This is a genomic window from Acidovorax sp. SRB_24, assembly GCF_012931925.1.
The window spans coordinates 11,980-27,756 of the sequence record NZ_MWOM01000019.1 but is presented as its reverse complement, the minus strand read 5'-3'; the positions used below and the strand labels follow the sequence as shown (position 1 = coordinate 27,756).

The 15,777-nt window shown below is 68.0% G+C and carries 16 protein-coding genes and 1 tRNA gene; 4 read left to right on the top strand and 13 right to left on the bottom strand.

Annotated features, from left to right (window positions below):
- Positions 1–65 precede the first annotated feature (65 nt).
- The 3 genes from B2J89_RS09080 to B2J89_RS09070 all read left to right on the top strand — a co-directional run bounded on the left by B2J89_RS09080 (position 66) and on the right by B2J89_RS09070 (position 2,559).
- Positions 66–752, top strand: coding sequence for a LysE family translocator (locus B2J89_RS09080; protein ID WP_169167688.1), 687 nt, complete (start codon positions 66–68; stop codon positions 750–752).
- A gap of 95 nt (positions 753–847) precedes the next feature.
- Positions 848–1,549 carry a histidine phosphatase family protein gene (locus B2J89_RS09075; RefSeq protein ID WP_169167687.1) on the top strand — a complete coding sequence of 234 codons (702 nt, stop codon included), beginning with the start codon at positions 848–850 and terminating at the stop codon, positions 1,547–1,549.
- 113 nt (positions 1,550–1,662) lie between these two features.
- Positions 1,663–2,559 carry a MaoC family dehydratase N-terminal domain-containing protein gene (locus tag B2J89_RS09070; protein WP_169167686.1) on the top strand — a complete coding sequence of 299 codons (897 nt, stop codon included), beginning with the start codon at positions 1,663–1,665 and terminating at the stop codon, positions 2,557–2,559.
- A gap of 163 nt (positions 2,560–2,722) precedes the next feature.
- Here the strand turns inward: B2J89_RS09070 and B2J89_RS09065 are convergent, their stop codons facing one another.
- From B2J89_RS09065 to B2J89_RS09040, 6 genes are all read right to left on the bottom strand, one after another.
- Positions 2,723–4,153, bottom strand: a complete 1,431-nt coding sequence (locus B2J89_RS09065; RefSeq protein WP_371809023.1) for an amidase — start codon at positions 4,151–4,153, stop codon at positions 2,723–2,725.
- On the bottom strand, positions 4,144–5,634 hold the full coding sequence (locus tag B2J89_RS09060) for an ABC transporter substrate-binding protein (protein WP_169167685.1): 1,491 nt from the start codon (positions 5,632–5,634) through the stop codon (positions 4,144–4,146). Before B2J89_RS09060 ends, B2J89_RS09065 begins: the two co-directional genes overlap by 10 nt.
- 97 nt (positions 5,635–5,731) lie before the next feature.
- Complete coding sequence (locus B2J89_RS09055) at positions 5,732–6,631, bottom strand: ATP-binding cassette domain-containing protein (protein WP_169167684.1); 900 nt, start codon at positions 6,629–6,631, stop codon at positions 5,732–5,734.
- Positions 6,628–7,623 (bottom strand): ABC transporter ATP-binding protein, encoded by a 996-nt coding sequence (locus B2J89_RS09050; RefSeq protein ID WP_169167683.1) that lies wholly within the window; start codon positions 7,621–7,623, stop codon positions 6,628–6,630. The genes B2J89_RS09055 and B2J89_RS09050 overlap by 4 nt, the downstream gene beginning before the upstream one ends.
- A gap of 10 nt (positions 7,624–7,633) precedes the next feature.
- Entirely contained in the window at positions 7,634–8,518 is an 885-nt protein-coding gene (locus B2J89_RS09045) for an ABC transporter permease (protein ID WP_169167682.1), read from the bottom strand.
- Positions 8,515–9,477, bottom strand: coding sequence for an ABC transporter permease (locus tag B2J89_RS09040; protein ID WP_169167681.1), 963 nt, complete (start codon positions 9,475–9,477; stop codon positions 8,515–8,517). The genes B2J89_RS09045 and B2J89_RS09040 overlap by 4 nt, the downstream gene beginning before the upstream one ends.
- Positions 9,478–9,667: 190 nt before the next feature.
- Here B2J89_RS09040 and B2J89_RS09035 point away from each other — a divergent pair, with 190 nt between their 5' ends.
- Positions 9,668–9,928 carry a YfhL family 4Fe-4S dicluster ferredoxin gene (locus B2J89_RS09035; RefSeq protein ID WP_169167680.1) on the top strand — a complete coding sequence of 87 codons (261 nt, stop codon included), beginning with the start codon at positions 9,668–9,670 and terminating at the stop codon, positions 9,926–9,928.
- A gap of 76 nt (positions 9,929–10,004) precedes the next feature.
- On the opposite strand, the gene pth is transcribed toward B2J89_RS09035, so the two are convergent.
- The 7 genes from pth to B2J89_RS09000 form a co-directional block, all read right to left on the bottom strand.
- Positions 10,005–10,613 carry an aminoacyl-tRNA hydrolase gene (gene pth, locus B2J89_RS09030; protein WP_169167679.1) on the bottom strand — a complete coding sequence of 203 codons (609 nt, stop codon included), beginning with the start codon at positions 10,611–10,613 and terminating at the stop codon, positions 10,005–10,007.
- A gap of 95 nt (positions 10,614–10,708) precedes the next feature.
- Positions 10,709–11,335 carry a 50S ribosomal protein L25/general stress protein Ctc gene (locus tag B2J89_RS09025; RefSeq protein ID WP_169167678.1) on the bottom strand — a complete coding sequence of 209 codons (627 nt, stop codon included), beginning with the start codon at positions 11,333–11,335 and terminating at the stop codon, positions 10,709–10,711.
- A gap of 93 nt (positions 11,336–11,428) precedes the next feature.
- A complete protein-coding gene (locus tag B2J89_RS09020) occupies positions 11,429–12,403 on the bottom strand; it encodes a ribose-phosphate pyrophosphokinase (protein WP_169167677.1) in 975 nt (324 codons plus the stop codon).
- Between the two features lie 46 nt (positions 12,404–12,449).
- Positions 12,450–12,526 (bottom strand) — tRNA-Gln (locus B2J89_RS09015).
- Between the two features lie 43 nt (positions 12,527–12,569).
- Positions 12,570–13,415 (bottom strand): 4-(cytidine 5'-diphospho)-2-C-methyl-D-erythritol kinase, encoded by an 846-nt coding sequence (gene ispE, locus B2J89_RS09010; RefSeq protein ID WP_169167676.1) that lies wholly within the window; start codon positions 13,413–13,415, stop codon positions 12,570–12,572.
- Between the two features lie 9 nt (positions 13,416–13,424).
- On the bottom strand, positions 13,425–13,964 hold the full coding sequence (locus tag B2J89_RS09005; protein ID WP_169167675.1) for a lipoprotein insertase outer membrane protein LolB: 540 nt from the start codon (positions 13,962–13,964) through the stop codon (positions 13,425–13,427).
- Complete coding sequence (locus B2J89_RS09000) at positions 13,964–15,757, bottom strand: tetratricopeptide repeat protein (protein WP_169167674.1); 1,794 nt, start codon at positions 15,755–15,757, stop codon at positions 13,964–13,966. The genes B2J89_RS09005 and B2J89_RS09000 overlap by 1 nt, the downstream gene beginning before the upstream one ends.
- Positions 15,758–15,777: the final 20 nt, after the last annotated feature.

Genomic DNA, 15,777 nt, shown 5'->3' with positions numbered 1-15,777 from the left:
TGGCCCGCAGGCCCGGGCGCACAATGGCAGGCTGTGTCCTTTCCGTTCTCTGGAGCCGCATTTCCATGCCTTCTCTTGAAACCCTGGTGGCGTTTTTTGGTGTCGCCGTCCTGCTGGGCCTGACGCCCGGCCCCGACAACCTCTTCGTGCTGCTGCAGTCGGCCCAGCGCGGCTGGCGCGCTGGCATGGCCGTGGTGCTGGGCCTGTGCGCGGGGCTCGTGGTGCACACGGCGGCCGTGGCGCTGGGGCTGGCGGCGGTGTTCGCGGCCTCGGCGCTGGCGTTCACCGCGCTCAAGTTCTGCGGCGCCGCTTACCTGGCGTGGCTCGCGTGGCACAGCCTGCGCGCGCCGGTGGCGGTGGTCGATGGGGCGGTGGGCGATGGCGCCACAGGTGAAGAAGGGGCCGGAGCCAACGGCCAGAGCGCGCGCGGCGCTGCAGCGGCCCCGGGCCTGGCGCGCATGGTGGGGCGCGGCATGGTGATGAACCTCACCAACCCCAAGGTGCTGATCTTCTTCCTGGCATTCCTGCCGCAGTTCGCCGACCCGGCGCGCGGCAGCGTGGCGCCGCAGCTCATGGTGCTGGGCGTGGTCTTCATGCTGGCGACCTTGCTGGTGTTCGGTGCCATCGCCTGCTTTTCGGGGGCCTTCGGGGTGCTGCTGCAGCGCTCGGCGCGCGCGCAGCGCTGGCTCAACCGGGTGGCGGGGCTGGTCTTTCTCGGGCTGGCGGTGCGCCTGGCCACGGTGACGCGGTAAATTGTGCTATGTAAAATATAGCTGTAATCGCTCGACAGATAAGCGTTTGAAGCCAAAAACACCCAAAAAATGACACCGCGCAGGACGATGCTCCCATGACCGAACTGATCCTCATCCGCCACGGCGAGACCGACTGGAACCGCGAGCTGCGCTTCCAGGGCCAGGTGGACGTGCCGCTCAACGCCACCGGCCATGCGCAGGCGCAGCGCCTGGCGCAGCGGCTGGCACGCGAAGGCGTGCGGGCCGACCACCTGGTCAGCAGCGACCTGCTGCGCACGCAGCAAACCGCGCAGCCCGTGCTGGGCGCGCTGCTGCCGCAGCTGCGCCTGGAGGCGCTGGTCGACCGCGCGCTGCGCGAGCAGAGTTTTGGCGTGGTCGATGGCATGCGCGTGGACGACATCAAGGCCCAACATGCCGGCGCCTGGGCGCAGTGGCTGCGCTTCCAGGCCGATTCTGGCATGCCCGGGGGCGAAACCACGCGCCAGTTCCATGCGCGTGTGATGGACGCGCTGCGGCGCCTGGCGCAGGCACACGCGGGCCAGACGCTGGTGGTGGTGACGCACGGCGGCGTGCTCGACATGGTGTGGCGCACCGCGCATGGCCTGGGATTGGCGGGTCCGCGCCAGAGCGACATTCCCAACGCCGCCTTCAACCGCGTGCGCATGCACGGCGATGCCATCGACATCCTGCGCTGGGCCGACACGCGGCACCTGGAGGGTTTGCCCGCGCAGCCGGTGTACGACCAGGCGAAGGCGCAGGCCGACTCCGAGGCCGGCGCAGCCCTCAAGCCTGCGTAAACCGGATCGCCGATCGCCCGGTGGGGTGTGGCGGTGGCCTGCGGCAGCAGCGCTGTCGACCCTGTCAGGGAGGGATTGCGCGCGCCCCCGAGTGCGGCGACCATGATGCTCCCATGGACCATTCTCTCGACCCTGTGGCACGCACCCTGGACAGCGCCTCGCTGGCGCACCTGAAAACCTGGGTCGGCACCACCGAAACGCTGGACGACACCGTCACCGCCGCCCCCGTGCAAGCCCTCAGCGCGACCTTGGACCGCGACGATCCGCCTCCCCGGACCGGCACGCCGCTGCCGCCGCTGTGGCACTGGCTGTATTTCTTGCCACACCCGCGCCAGAGCGCGCTGGGCCCGGACGGCCACGCCCGGCGCGGCGGCTTCCTGCCGCCGGTGCCGCTGCCGCGCCGCATGTGGGCCGGGGGCCGCCTGCAGTGGCAGCCGGGCAACCCCCTGGTGGTGGGCGATGCCGTGCGGCGCACCTCGCGCATCGCCTCGGTCACGCACAGGGCGGGGCGCACGGGCGACCTGCTGTTCGTGCAGGTGCAGCACGCAGTGCACAACGCGCGGGGCCTGGCACTCACGGAGGAGCACGACATCGTCTACCGCGCGGCCGCGCGGGCCGATGACCCGGCGCCACCGCCCATGCCGGCCGAGCAAGGCGCCGCCTGGCAGCGCGACATCGTGCCCGACGATGTGCTGCTGTTCCGCTATTCGGCGCTGACCTTCAACGGCCACCGCATCCACTACGACCGCCGCTATGTGACCGAGGTCGAAGGCTATCCCGGCCTCGTCGTGCACGGCCCGTTGATCGCCACGCTGCTGGTCGATCTGGTGCGCCGCCAGCGGCCGGGGGCACGGCTCAAGGGTTTCCGCTTCAAGGCCGTGCGGCCGGTGTTCGACCTGCACCCGTTCGGCCTCCATGGCGCGCCGTCGGCCGACGTACAGGAGGTGCGGCTGTGGGCCAGCGACCACGAAGGCGGGCTTGTCCTGCAGGCCACGGCCGAGCTGTGGTGAGCGGTCCGACCCTTGGAGGCGGGCGCGGGCCTCGGATGGGCCGGGCCCTGGGTCGGCCAGGAACAGAACCACCGGCGCAGCGGCAACGCCGGCGCCTGCGGCGCGGTGGCGCATTGAGAAGCCCTGCCGGCACCGTGCGCCAAGGCGCCCGGGCGGCCGCCGCTCAGGCGCTGGCCGGCGGCTGCGGCCAGGGCCGCTGGGGGTCGCGGATCAGCTCGAACGCTCGCGCCAGGCGCAGCACGCCGAGGTCGTCAAAGCGCGCCCCGGCGATCTGCAGGCCGATCGGCAGGCCGCCGGCGGTGTAGCCGCAGTTGACCGAGGCGGCCGGCTGCTCCGACATGTTGAACGGCACCGTGAAGCCGATGTGCTCCAGCGGGCGCAACGGGTCGTTGGTGGGCGATGGCAGTTCGGCCGGGAAGGCCGCCATCGGGGCCACGGGCGAGACCACGTAGTCGAAGGCGCTGCAGGCCTGGACGGTGGCGATGCGCACGAGGTGGAACTGCTGGCTCGCGCGGTACACCTCGGCACCGGTCATGGTGGCCGCGCTGTCGGCCCACGCGCGGATGTAGGGCAGCACCCGGGCCTTGCGCGCGGGCGCCAGGCTGGCCATGTCCAGGTGCGAGCGCATGCGCCAGAAATGGTCCATGCCGTCGAGCATGGCCTGCGTCATGAACGGCTGCATGGGCACGACGGAGGCGCCTGCGCGCTCCAGCAGGCGCGCGGCGTGCTCGACGGCGGCGCGCACCTCGGGCTCCAGGGCCAGGCCGCAGCCCGCTTCGAGCAGCAGCCCGATGCGCAGGCCGCGCAGGTGCCCCGCGCCGTGGTCGAAATCGGCCCAGGCAATGTCTTGCGCGGGCAGGCTCATGCTGTCGCGCGCGTCGCTTTGGCTCAGCACCTGCATCATGAGCGCGGCGTCGGCGACGCTGCGGGTCATCGGGCCGGCGGCGCGGCCGGTGTAGGGCGGGTCGATGGGAATGCGCCCCAGGCTGGGCTTGAGGCTGAAGATGCCGCACCAGCTCGCCGGCAGGCGCAGCGAGCCGCCGATGTCGGTGCCCACGTGCAGCGGGCCGTAGCCCGCAGCGGCGGCGGCGCCCGCGCCGGCGCTGGAGCCGCCCGGTCCCTTGGACAGGTCCCAGGGGTTGCGCGCCAGCGCATGGAAGCTCGACAGCCCCGACGACAGCATGCCGTAGTCGGGCATGGTGGTCTTGGCCACGAGCACGGCACCGGCCTCGCGCAGGCGGGCGGCCGGCGGGGCGTCGGCACTGGCGGGCACCAGGTCGGCGGCCGCGGTGCCCAGCGGCGTCGGATCGCCGCGCGTGGCGATGTTGTCCTTGAGGGTGGCCGGCACGCCATCGAGCAGGCCCTGGGGCGCGCCGCGCTGCCAGCGGGCCTCGGAGGCGCGTGCCTGGGCCAGCGCGGCCTCGGGGCGCAGCAGCCAGGTGGCATGCAGGTGCGGCTCCCAGCGTTCGATGTGGTCGAGCACGGCCCGCGTCACCTCCACGGGCGAGAGCGTGCGCGCGCGGTAGGCGGCGAGCAGGGCGTGGGCGGGCAGCGCATGTAGCGCGCCGCCGGTGGCGGGGGCGCTCAGGTCCACGACAGCGCCGAGAGGTCGTTGACGAACACGGGCATGTCTTTCCACAGGCCCTTGAGGTTCTTGTGTGCCACCGTCACCCACTGCGGCTGGTACAGGAAGGCGTGCACGCAGTCCTGCGCCAGCAGGCGCTGCGCGTCGCCCAGGAGGCGGGCGCGGTCGGCCGGGCGTGCCGAGGTCTGGATCTTTTCGTAGAGCTCGTTGAACTGGGGCGACTGGTAGCCCCAGTAGTAGTCGGGCTTGGCGAAGTTGCCCAGGTCGAAGGGCTCGACGTGCGAAATCAGCGTCAGGTCGTAGTTCTTGGCGCCATAGGTGCCGCTGAGCCACTGCGCCCACTCCACGTTCTGCAGCTTGGCGACGATGCCGATCTTGGCCAGCTGCGCCGCGATCACCTCGCCGCCCTGGCGCGCGTAGGGCGCGGGCGGCAGCGTCATGGTGAGTTCGAGCGGCGTCTTGATGCCGGCCTCGGCCAGCAGCTTCTTGGCCTTCTCCACGTCGTAGGGGTTGATGCCCGTGGTGTCCACGTAGCCGAAGGCGCCGGGCACATAGTGGCTGCCGATCGGGGCGCCATAGCCGTCGGCCCCGCCCTCGATCACGGCCTTGCGGTCGATGGCGGCCGCGATCGCGCGGCGCACGCGCACGTCGTTGAGGGGCTTCTTGGCATTGTTGATGGCCAGGATGGTCTTGGCGCGCGAGCCGCTCACCACCACCTGGAAGCGCGGGTTGGCCTTGAACTGCGCCACGCTGCGCGGCGTCACGCGCGGGAAGGCGTCCACGTCGCCGGCCAGCAGCGCCGCCACCTGGGCGGCCGGGTCGGAGATGAAACGGAAGGTGGCGCGGCGGATGCGGATGGCGCCAGGGTTGCGGAACCCGTCCCAGCGGCCGAGCGTGATCGACGAGCCCTTGCTCCAGGCATCGAGCTTGTAGGGGCCGGTGCCCACGGGCTGGGTGGCGTTGGTGGCGGCGCTCTTGGGCTCGACGATGATGGCCGTGGCCTGTCCGAGCACGAACAGGAAGTCGGGGTCGATGTCCTTGTTGATGACCACCACCGTGTGCTCGTCCACCACCTGCGTGCTGAGGTTGGCGAAGTTGCGCTTGTCCTTGTTGGTGCTCTTGTCGCTGCCGGCGCGATCGAACGAGAACTTCACGGCGGCGGCGTTGAACGGCTCGCCGTTCTGGAATTTCACGCCCTTGCGCAGCCGGAAGGTGGTGGTCTTGAGGTCGGGCGAGACCTCCCAGCCCTCGGCCAGCAGCGGCGAGACGCTGCCGTCGGGGTTGATCTTGGTCAGCGTTTCAAAGACGTTGTAGTGGACGATCTCGGCGATCGACGAGGCCGCGCCCGCCGTCGGGTCCAGCCCTGGCGGCTCCAGGGTCAGGGCCAGGACAACGGTGTCCTTCTTGCTCTGGGCGAGGGCCGCGAGCGGCAGGGCCAGCGGGGCGGCAGCCAGGGCGCCTGTGGCAAGGACGGTGCGGCGGTTGAGCATGGACAAGATCTCCGAATGAATACGTGGCAAGCGAGAACGCTCGCTGGGCGGCCTCCCCGGGGCGGGGGCTGCGCAGCGAGCCAGGTAACCTGTCTTTTTACACCATTGCGCGCAGCGCGCGCGCCGGCGCCGGCTGCATCGGGGGCACGGCCGCGAGCAGCGCGCGCGTGTACGGGTGGCTTGGCGCAGTGAACAGCGCGCCGGGCGCGCCCTGCTCGACGATGCGGCCCTGGTAGAGCACGGCCACCTCGTCGCACAAGTGGTTCACCACCGCCAGGTCGTGGCTGATGAGCAGGTAGGTGACGCCGAACTCCTGCTGCAGGTCCGCCATGAGGTTGAGCACCTGCGCCTGCACCGACACGTCGAGCGCGCTCACCGGTTCGTCGGCCACGATCAGGCGCGGGCGCGTGATGAGCGCGCGTGCAATCGCGATGCGCTGGCGCTGACCGCCCGAAAACTCATGCGGGTACTTGGCCAGGTCGCTGCGGCGCAGCCCCACCTGGTCGAGCACGGCGGCGGCCTGCGCCTGCTGCGCGGCGCGGCCCGCCTGCCCCTGGGCCTGCAGCGGCTCGGTGACGATGCGCTCGACGGTCTGGCGCGGATCGAGCGATCCGTACGGGTCCTGGAACACCATCTGGAAGTCGCGCCGCGCACGGCGCAGCTCGGCCTGCGGCAGCGTGTGCAGGTTGCGCCCGAGCAGCTCGACCGTGCCCGAGGTGGGCGTGTCCAGCGCCATCACCAGGCGCGCCAGCGTCGACTTGCCCGAGCCCGACTCGCCGACGATGCCCAGGCTGCGCCCGGCCGTGATGCGGAAGCCCACGCCGTTGAGTGCCTGCACTTTGGGCGGCGGCGCAAACAGCCGCTCGCGCGGCAGGGCGTAGTGGCGCACCAGGTCGGTGACCTGCAGCAGCGGCGGGTTCCGAGGGTCAAATGAGGCTCCAGCGCTTGCCCCGCCTGGGCTGGCAGCTATCAAATCGGTAGTTGCTGCGAGATTCATGCGGTGGCCTCCTGCGCGGCCGCCACCGCATCGAGCCGGATGCAGCGCACGACATGCCCGTTCGCCAGCAGCGTCGGCGGCGGCACGGTGGTGTGGCAGGCGCCGATGGTGAATGCGCAGCGTCCGGCGAACGGACAGCCGGCGGGCAGCTCCACCAGCTCGGGCACGGTGCCGGCGATGGTGGCCAGGCGCTTGCCGGGCTGGCGCACAGCCGCCAGGCGCGGGCGCGCGGCGAACAGGCCACGCGTATAGGGGTGCGCCATGGCGGCAAACACCTCTGCCGTGGGGCCGCTCTCGACCACGCTGCCGCCGTACATCACGAGCATGCGGCGCACGTTCTGCGCGATCACGCCGAGGTCGTGCGAGATCAGGATCAGCGCCATCTGGCGCTCGGCGACCAGCTCGGCGATCAGGTCGAGGATCTGCCGCTGGACGGTCACGTCCAGCGCCGTGGTCGGCTCGTCGGCGATCAGCAGGTCGGGCCCGCAGGCCAGCGCCATGGCGATGGTGATGCGCTGGCGCTGGCCGCCCGAGAACTGGTGCGGGTACGCGTCGATGCGCCGCGCGGCGTCGGGAATGCCCACGCGGTCCAGCAAGGCGATGGCCTCCTGGCGCGCCGCGCGCGCGCCCAGGCCGCGGTGCAGGCGCAGCGGCTCGGCCACCTGGTGGCCGATGCGGTGCACCGGGTTGAGCGCCGCCATGGGTTCCTGGAACACCATGCCGATGCGGTTGCCGCGGACCTGGCACAGCGCGGTGTCGCCCTGGCCCACGAGCTCCTGGCCGTGCAGGCGGATGCTGCCGCGCACCACGGCACGGTCGGGCAGCAGGCCCAGCAGCGCCAGGGCGGTCATCGACTTGCCGCAGCCCGACTCGCCCACCAGGCCCAGCGTGTCGCCGCGCTCGAGCGTGAAGCCGACGCCGCGCACGGCCTCGGCCGGGCCGCGGGGCGTTTGCAGCTGCACGTGCAGGTCGGAGACTTCGAGCAAGGCCATGGTTTCGGGTTCAGCGTTGGCGCGCGAGGCGCGGGTCCAGCAGGTCGCGCAGCCCATCGCCCAGCAGGTTCAGCCCGAGCACGGCCAGCGCGATGGCCACGCCGGGCCACACGGCCAGCAGCGGCGCCTGGAACATGAGGGTCTGCGCCTCGGCGAGCATGCGGCCCCACGAGGGCTGGGGCGGCTGCGTGCCCAGGCCGAGGTACGACAGCGCGGCCTCGGCCAGGATGGCGATGGCGAACTGGATGGTCGCCTGCACGATCAGCACCGAGGCGATGTTGGGTAGCACATGCTCGAGCGTGATGCGCCAGCGGCCCTTGCCGCAGGCGCGCGCGGCCAGGATGAATTCGCGCGACCAGACGGCGTTGGCCGAGGCGCGCGTGACGCGCGCGAAGGTCGGGATGTTGAAGATGCCGATGGCGACGATGGCGTTGACGATGCCGGCGCCAAACACCGCCGTCAGCATGATGGCCGAGAGGATCGCCGGGAAGGCGAAGGTGAAGTCGGCCAGGCGCATCACCAGCTCCTCGACCCAGCCGCGCCGCGCCGCCGCCAGCAGCCCCAGCGCCGTGCCGACCGACAGGCCGATGCCGACGGCGATCAGGCCGACCAGAATCGAATTGCGCGCACCCACGAGCAGCAGCGAGGCCACGTCGCGGCCGAACGCATCCGTGCCCAGCCAGTGCTGCGCCGTCGGCGCCTGCAGCTTGCCGGGCAGGTCCATCTCGTAGGGCGACCAGGGCGTCCAGACGAAGGACAGGCCGGCCGCGGCCAGCAGCAGCAGCACCAGCAGCGCGCCGAGCGCGAAGCTGGGGTGGCGCAGCGCGCGCTGCCAGCCGCGCGCGGGCCGTGCGGCGGCAGGCGGGGAGGGGGGGAAGGCGGAAGAGGGGTTCATATGTCGCTCGCCTGCACGCGCGGGTCGATCGCGGCATAGAGGAGGTCGACCACGAAGTTGACCGCGACCACCATGGCCGCCAGCAGCATCACGCAGTTGCGCACCACGACCAGGTCGCGGTTGGCGATGGACTGGAAGATCAGGCGCCCGAGGCCCGGCAGGTAGAAGACGTTCTCGACCACGATGGTGCCTGCCAGCAGATTCGCGAACTGCAGGCCCATCACCGTGATGACCGGAATCATGGCGTTGCGCAGCACATGGCCCCACAGCGTCGCGCGCCGCGACAGGCCCTTGGCGCGCGCGGTGCGCACGAAATCCTCGCGCAGCACTTCGAGCACCGCCGAGCGCGTGATGCGCGCCAGGATGGCGGCCTGCACCACGGCCAGCGCAATGGCCGGCAGCAGCAAGGCCTTGAGCGCCGGCACCAGGCCACCGCCGCTGTCCTCGGTCCAGCCCGGAAATCCGCCGGCCGAGAACCACTGCAGCTGCACCGAAAACAGCAGGATCAGCAGGATGGCGAACCAGAAGTTGGGAATGGCGATGCCGATCTGCGCCAGGGTCATCACCCCCACGTCGCCCAGCCGGTTGTGCCGCGCGGCCGCATAGACGCCCGCGGCCAGGGCCAGCACGGTGGTGATCGCCATCGCCAGCAGGGCCAGCGGCACGGTCAACGCCAGGCGCTCGAGCACCAGGTCCAGCACGGGCGAGCCGTAGGCGTGGCTGTTGCCCAGGTCGCCGGTGAGCAGGCCGCCCAGCCAGTGGCCATAGCGCTGCCAGGCCGGCTGGTCGAGCCCCAGCTGCGCGGCCAGGGCGGCGACGGCTTCGGGCGCCGCGTCGGGGCCCATCAGCACCTGCGCGGCGTTGCCCGGAAGGACCTCCAGCACCAGGAACACCACGGCGGAGGTGCCGAGCAGCGTGGCGAGGAAGGTGGCGAAGCGTTTGAGGAGGAAAAGACTCATGCAGGGAAAGCGGGGTCTGGCGAGGCGGCAGCGCAGGGCGAGGGTGGCGCCCGCAGCATAGCGGCAAATCTCCCCACCGCGGCGGTGGACTCCGGGGGGCGGTGGGGCGAAGCGGGATAATGGCGCATTGGTCCGCAGGCGTGCGCTAAAGCTTCTTCCGCACGCCGCGCCACCCCCACCGGAGTCTGCCATGGCCTTGATGATCACCGACGAATGCATCAATTGCGATGTTTGCGAACCCGAGTGCCCGAACCAGGCCATCTACCTGGGCCCGCAAATCTACGAGATCGATCCGCACAAGTGCACCGAGTGCGTCGGCCACTTTGACGAGCCGCAGTGCATGCAGGTCTGCCCCGTGTCCTGCATTCCCGTCGATCCGCAGCATGTGGAAAGCCGCGAAACGCTGTGGCAAAAATTCCACCGCCTGCAGGCGAGCGTGCAGATCGGCTAACCGTTTTCAGGTGATTTCAGACTCTAGTCCTTACAGGACAAGCGCTGGAAGCTATAAAAAGTGAAGTCAGTAAGGATCACGCTACCGCGGGCCGGGGCGGCTTGGGCCGTGGCGGTTTGGTGGTGTGGATCTGCAGCGTCGCTTTGTCCATGTCGCCCGCCTGCAGCAGCGGCCAGGCCTTGAGCGAGTGGGCAATGCTGTCCTCGATCAGCGTGCGCTGTTCGGGCGACGGCTTCTTGAGCACCCAGTTCGCCACGTCGGCGCGGTCACCGGGGTGGCCGATGCCGATGCGCAGGCGCCAGTAGTCGGGCGAGCCGAGCTGGGCGTGGATATCGCGCAGGCCGTTGTGCCCCGCGTGGCCACCGCCGCGCTTGAGCTTGGCCTGGCCGGGCACCATGTCGAGCTCGTCGTGCACCACCAGGATCTCGTCGGGTGGGATCTTGAAAAAACGCGCCAGGGCGGCCACCGACTTGCCCGACAGGTTCATGAAGGTCTGCGGCTGCAGCAGCCACACGCTCTGCCCCTGCACGGCGGTGCGCGCGGCCAGTCCCCAGTAGCTGCGCTCGGGCTGCAGGGTGAGCTTGAGTTCGCGCGCCAGCGCGTCTATCCACCAGAAGCCCGCGTTGTGGCGCGTGGCTTCGTACTCGGGCCCGGGATTGCCCAGGCCCACAAACAATTTGATCATGCGGGCGATTATCCGTGGCACCAAAAGAAACGGCCCACACTGGGTGGGCCGTTGTCGGGCAAGGCCGCCGCGGCGCGGCGGCACGGCAGGAAGAATTACTTCTTCTTGCCCTTGCCCTTGGCCTCGGCGACGGGCGCCACTGCGGCCGCTTCGACGATAACCAGTGGAGGCACCACGGACACCAGCGTCGGGTTGTTCTGGCTGCCGCGCGTGACAGCGTTCACGCCACGGGGGAGCTTCACGTCCTTGAGGTGCACTGCCATGCCCTTCTTCAGGCCGCTCAGGTCGACGGTGATGAACTCGGGCAGGTCCGAGGGCATGCACGTCACGTCGAGTTCGTTCACGACCGTGTTGATCGTGCAGTTTTCGGTCTTGACCGCGACGGACTCTTCCGCGCCAACGTAGTGCACGGGCACCTTCATGTGCAGCTTGGTCTTGGCGTCCACGCGCTGGAAGTCCACGTGCAGCACCAGCTGCTTGTAGGGGTGGTATTGCACGTCGCGCAGCAGGACCTTGCTGGTCTGGCCGGCCACTTCCATGTCGAGCACGCTGGAATGGAAGGCTTCCTTCTTCAGGGCGTGCCACAGGGCGTTGTGGTCCACTTCAATGGCTTGGGGTTCGGCCGAACCACCATAGACGATACCGGGCGTGCGGCCCGAATTGCGCAGACGGCGGCTCGCACCCGTACCTTGCTTGGCGCGCTCAAAAGCGACGAAGTTCATAAAAATTCTCCATGGGAAGTGCACCGCGACCAGTGTCACTTTCGGTTGTCAAAAGGGCCTCCGATGCTGGAGGCCGCACTTTTTTGTTCCGACCTAGAAAAGATTTTCCTGGTCTGAGAACAAACTCATCACCGAGTCCCCGCGGGCGATGCGCTGGATCGTTTCGGCGATCAGCGGCGCGACGGAGAGCTGGCGGATCTTGGCGCAGCCGCGTGCGGCGTCGCTCAAGGGGATGGTGTTGGTCACCACGACTTCGTCGAGCGAGCTGCCTTTGGCAATGCGCTCGATGGCCGGGCCCGAAAAGATCGGGTGGGTGCAGTACGCGTAGACCTTCTTGGCGCCGCGCTCCTTGAGCACCTCGGCCGCCTTCACGAGCGTGCCCGCGGTGTCGATCATGTCGTCCATGATCACGCAGTTGCGGCCGTCGATCTCGCCGATCACGTGCATCACTTCGGAGACGTTGGCCTTGGGCCGGCGCTTGTCGATGATGGCCAGGTCGCAGCCCAGCTGCTTGGCCAGCGCCCGGGCGCGCACCACACCGCCCACGTCGGGCGAGACCACGATCAGGTCTTCGTAGTTCTTCTGGCGCAGGTCGCCCAGCAGCACCGGCGAGGCGTAGATGTTGTCGACCGGAATGTCGAAGAAGCCCTGGATCTGGTCGGCATGGAGGTCCATGGTCAACACGCGGGCCACGCCCACGGCCTGCAGCATGTTGGCCACCACCTTGGCGGTGATGGGCACGCGCGTCGAGCGGGGGCGGCGGTCTTGCCGCGCATAGCCGAAATAGGGGATGACGGCGCTGATGCGTTCGGCCGAAGCGCGCTTGAGCGCATCGACCATGATCAGCAATTCCATCAGGTTTTCATTGGTCGGTGCGCAGGTGGACTGGACCACGAAAACGTCGCGGGCGCGAACGTTCTGGTTGATTTCCACGGTGACTTCGCCGTCGGAGAAGCGGCCGACATGGGCAGCCCCGAGCGAGATTCCAAGGTGCTGCGCGATTTCCGAGGCCATGCCAGGATTGGCATTGCCAGTGAAAACCATGAAGTCAGGGTGATTGGCTTGCATGAGCGTCTCAGCGATTTGAATTGAATGCCTGTACGCGACAAGAATTTGGCAGGGGAGAAAGGATTCGAACCTTTGCATGCTGGAATCAAAATCCAGTGCCTTAACCAGCTTGGCGACTCCCCTACACAGGTCAATTGCCGAATGGCAACCAACCTAAAACTTTATCCTATGCCCACCCTGCCAGAGGGTGAGACATCAGGTTTTCACATGCTTTGACTTGCCATCCGCGCGGTGCGTCTGGCAGGTCCATCGCCTGTGGAATTCGCGCAAACACCGCACTTCCCGAGCCTGTCATTCTGGCATTCAACCCCTGGGTCGCAAGCCACTGTAGGGCTTGGGTGACTTCGGGGCAGAGTGCCTGAGCAACGCTCTGTAAGTCGTTACGACCAAAGTCGTAGTGTGCTGCAGCAAAGCCTGAGATTGTAGCACTGTCTGAATCGCGTTTGAGGAAGGGAGATGAAAAAATTTCTTTCGTATCCAATCCTGCTTCGGGTTTGACGACCACAAAGCGCGCTTTCGGAAGGCGGTGCGCGTTCTCAAGCGGCGCTATTGTCTCACCAATTCCTTCGACCCAGGCGTTTCCGCCGCATAAAAAAAAGGGCACGTCCGCACCCAGCCCCAGGCCGATCTGCCGCAGCGCGGGCAAGTCGAGGTGCAGGTCCCACAGCCGGTTGAGTGCCAGCAGCGCAGATGCGGCGTCCGACGAGCCGCCGCCCATGCCGGCCTGCGCTGGAATGCGCTTGTGCACGCTGATGTGCGCGCCGTGTTGGCAGCCTGTTGCAGCTTGCAGCGCGCGTGCCGCGCGCAGCGTCAGGTCGTCCGCGGGCAGGGGCACGGAAATATCTTCCCGGCTCAGCCGCGCATGCGCGCGGCGCTCGAAATGCAGGGTGTCGCACCAGTCGATCAGCATGAAAACCGACTGCAGTAGGTGGTAGCCGTCCGGGCGGCGGCCCGTGACGTGCAGGAAAAGATTCAGCTTGGCGGGCGCCGGAACATCGTAAATCGCTTGCATGGCCGGAATTCAGCGCTCAAAGGTGACGCGCAGGGTGGCGCGTGGAGGGGGTTCATGGCGTACTGCCAGCAGCCGCCCCTGTTCGATTGTGCTCAAGTCGGCTTGCCATCCGGGGGCCGTGGCTTGCATCCCTCCGAGCCAGCTGAACAGCGCACGCACGGGGATGACCGTGCCGGTGGCCTGCAGCAACAGTTCGTCCAATGACGCCGATTCGCGGGGCGGCCCGTTCGACTGCAGGCGTGCATGCCCTGGAGTCCACTCGAGTTGGGCCAGCACGCTGCCCAAGGGGCTCAGCAGGGTCAGAGCGCCACGCGTGGCATCGCCTTCGAGTTCGAATGCCGCAGCAAACGATTGCGATGGCTGGTTATCCATGGCAAGGGCCAGCCGGCCACTCCAGTGGCTTCGCTGCGCCAAGGTGCCACCCGGTGCGGTTGGGAGCTGTGCGCAGCCGGCCATCAGGCACAGCACCACCGCAGCCCAGAAAATCCGGTGGAGGGCCGGACGGCAGAAGCTGGCAAGATGCGAAAAAGGACAGAACAAAGCGTGCATCACAGCCCAGCGCCCAGGCGCTTGAGGGTTTCACGCAGTGTGTCGTTGTCGGCGTTGAGCTGCTGGCCCTGTTTCCAGATCGACCGTGCCTGCTCTTTGTCGCCCAGGCTCCACAAGACTTCGCCAAGATGGGCGGCAATTTCTGCATCGGGGCGACTCTTGAAAGCCAGGTTCAGCAACCGGGCGGCCTCGGTGCGGTTTCCAAGGCGGAATTCCACCCAGCCCAGGCTGTCCGTAATGAAAGGGTCCTGGGGTGCAAATTCCAACGCTTTCTGGATCAGCTCCTTGGCTTCTTCGAGCCGGATGCCGCGCTCGGCCAACGAGTAACCCAGCGCGTTGTAGGCGTGGTGGTAATCGGGCTGGCGGGCCATTAGCTGGCGCAGCAGGCGCTCCATGGCTTCTGGTTGGCCGGCTTTGTCCGCCAGCATGGCATGGTCGTAGAGCAGTTCGTTGTCGTCAGGAAACTGTGCAACCGCTTTGCCTTGCAAGGCATAGGCTTCGCGGTATTGGCCGGCGTCTCGCAGCAACTGCACTTCGGCCAGCAGTTTCATGCGTTCGTCGTCAGGCCCGGCAACGGGCAGGGTTTGAAGGAGCGCCCGGGCCTGGGCCAGTTTGCCTTGGCGTCCCAGCAGAAAAGCGCGCTGACTCTGCGCGCTGAACATGTCCTGTGGACTGTCGATGCGGTTGAGCCAGGCGTCTGCCGCTTCGTAGTCACCGCGCCGCTCAGCAATCTGCGCACGCAGCAAATAGGCCTGAGACAAACCGGCGCGGCGCGCATCACCCTGCGGAGCGGCCTGGACCAGGGTTTCAAATTGTTCTAGGGACTTTTGCGCCTGCGGTAACTGCTTGAGCTGGAACTGCAACGCAGCCTGCATGAGCCAGGCTTCGGCAAAGTCTGGCTTCTCGCTTGTCGCTGCCTGCAATTGCTGGAGAGAGTCTTCGTTGCGTTGCAGGTTGACCAGTACGCGTGCGTAAGCCGCACGCAGAGCGGGCGAAGGCTTGCCGGCAAAGTAGCGCGCCGCGACGGCATCGGCTTGCGCAGTGCGTGCGTCCAAAAGCTCCAGTGCCAGGAGCGCCGGGCCGTCGCTGATGGGGTCAAGCTGCTGCGCGCGTTGCGCCGCATCGAGTGCGCCCGCTTTGTCGTTCGCCAGCAAGCGCATGCGTCCCACAGCGGTCCAGGCTGCAGCCCCCGTGGTGGAGCTGGCCAGATCTTCCGCGAGCGCCTGTTCCACCACGGAAGCAGCGAGTGTCTTGTCGCTGACACGGCGGTATATTTGTGGCAGTGCCTGAAAGCTGGCAGCCTTGGCTTGCACCGCGGTTTGCGCCAGTTCCTGCTTCAGAGGGCCGGCACTGTCGGCAACACGGTTGAGGGCAACCAGAATCTGCAGCACATACCGGTTGGCATCGCGCGATTGCGGCCGAGCCTCCTTCCAGGCATTGGCAGCCTGCAATGCGGCATCGCCAGAACGCGCTTGCAAGGCAATATCGGCCGCCCGCCTGTAGAGTTTTTCGTCGTTGCTGCGGCGGGCTGCTTCCAGCATGAGGGCGTAGCCAGATCCAGGGTCGCCAGACTGGATTGTCATCTCGCCCAGCAGCACTTCGTAGAAAAGTTCGGCATCGAGGGCTGCGTTGGACTCTGTTTCAGCGGTTTTGGCGGCCGTGGCGCCGCGCTGGGCGTTGCCTTTGGCGGCAACGGGTTGCGCCACCACTGCCACTGTCCCGGTCAACAGAGCGGCGGCCAAGGCGGCCATCAGAAGGCGATGTGTGTGGACCATCAAGCCATAATAATCCATGCATATGCCCCTTGTTTTGA

Bases quoted from the DNA above. Each gene is read 5' to 3' on its own strand.
- B2J89_RS09080 (WP_169167688.1), top strand. From the start codon at position 66: ATGCCTTCTCTTGAAACCCTGGTGGCGTTTTTTGGTGTCGCCGTCCTG.
- B2J89_RS09075 (WP_169167687.1), top strand. From the start codon at position 848: ATGACCGAACTGATCCTCATCCGCCACGGCGAGACCGACTGGAACCGC.
- B2J89_RS09070 (WP_169167686.1), top strand. From the start codon at position 1,663: ATGGACCATTCTCTCGACCCTGTGGCACGCACCCTGGACAGCGCCTCG.
- B2J89_RS09060 (WP_169167685.1), bottom strand. From the start codon at position 5,634: ATGCTCAACCGCCGCACCGTCCTTGCCACAGGCGCCCTGGCTGCCGCC.
- B2J89_RS09055 (WP_169167684.1), bottom strand. From the start codon at position 6,631: ATGAATCTCGCAGCAACTACCGATTTGATAGCTGCCAGCCCAGGCGGG.
- B2J89_RS09050 (WP_169167683.1), bottom strand. From the start codon at position 7,623: ATGGCCTTGCTCGAAGTCTCCGACCTGCACGTGCAGCTGCAAACGCCC.
- B2J89_RS09045 (WP_169167682.1), bottom strand. From the start codon at position 8,518: ATGAACCCCTCTTCCGCCTTCCCCCCCTCCCCGCCTGCCGCCGCACGG.
- B2J89_RS09040 (WP_169167681.1), bottom strand. From the start codon at position 9,477: ATGAGTCTTTTCCTCCTCAAACGCTTCGCCACCTTCCTCGCCACGCTG.
- B2J89_RS09035 (WP_169167680.1), top strand. From the start codon at position 9,668: ATGGCCTTGATGATCACCGACGAATGCATCAATTGCGATGTTTGCGAA.
- pth (WP_169167679.1), bottom strand. From the start codon at position 10,613: ATGATCAAATTGTTTGTGGGCCTGGGCAATCCCGGGCCCGAGTACGAA.
- B2J89_RS09025 (WP_169167678.1), bottom strand. From the start codon at position 11,335: ATGAACTTCGTCGCTTTTGAGCGCGCCAAGCAAGGTACGGGTGCGAGC.
- B2J89_RS09020 (WP_169167677.1), bottom strand. From the start codon at position 12,403: ATGCAAGCCAATCACCCTGACTTCATGGTTTTCACTGGCAATGCCAAT.
- ispE (WP_169167676.1), bottom strand. From the start codon at position 13,415: ATGCAAGCGATTTACGATGTTCCGGCGCCCGCCAAGCTGAATCTTTTC.
- B2J89_RS09005 (WP_169167675.1), bottom strand. From the start codon at position 13,964: ATGCACGCTTTGTTCTGTCCTTTTTCGCATCTTGCCAGCTTCTGCCGT.
- B2J89_RS09000 (WP_169167674.1), bottom strand. From the start codon at position 15,757: ATGGATTATTATGGCTTGATGGTCCACACACATCGCCTTCTGATGGCC.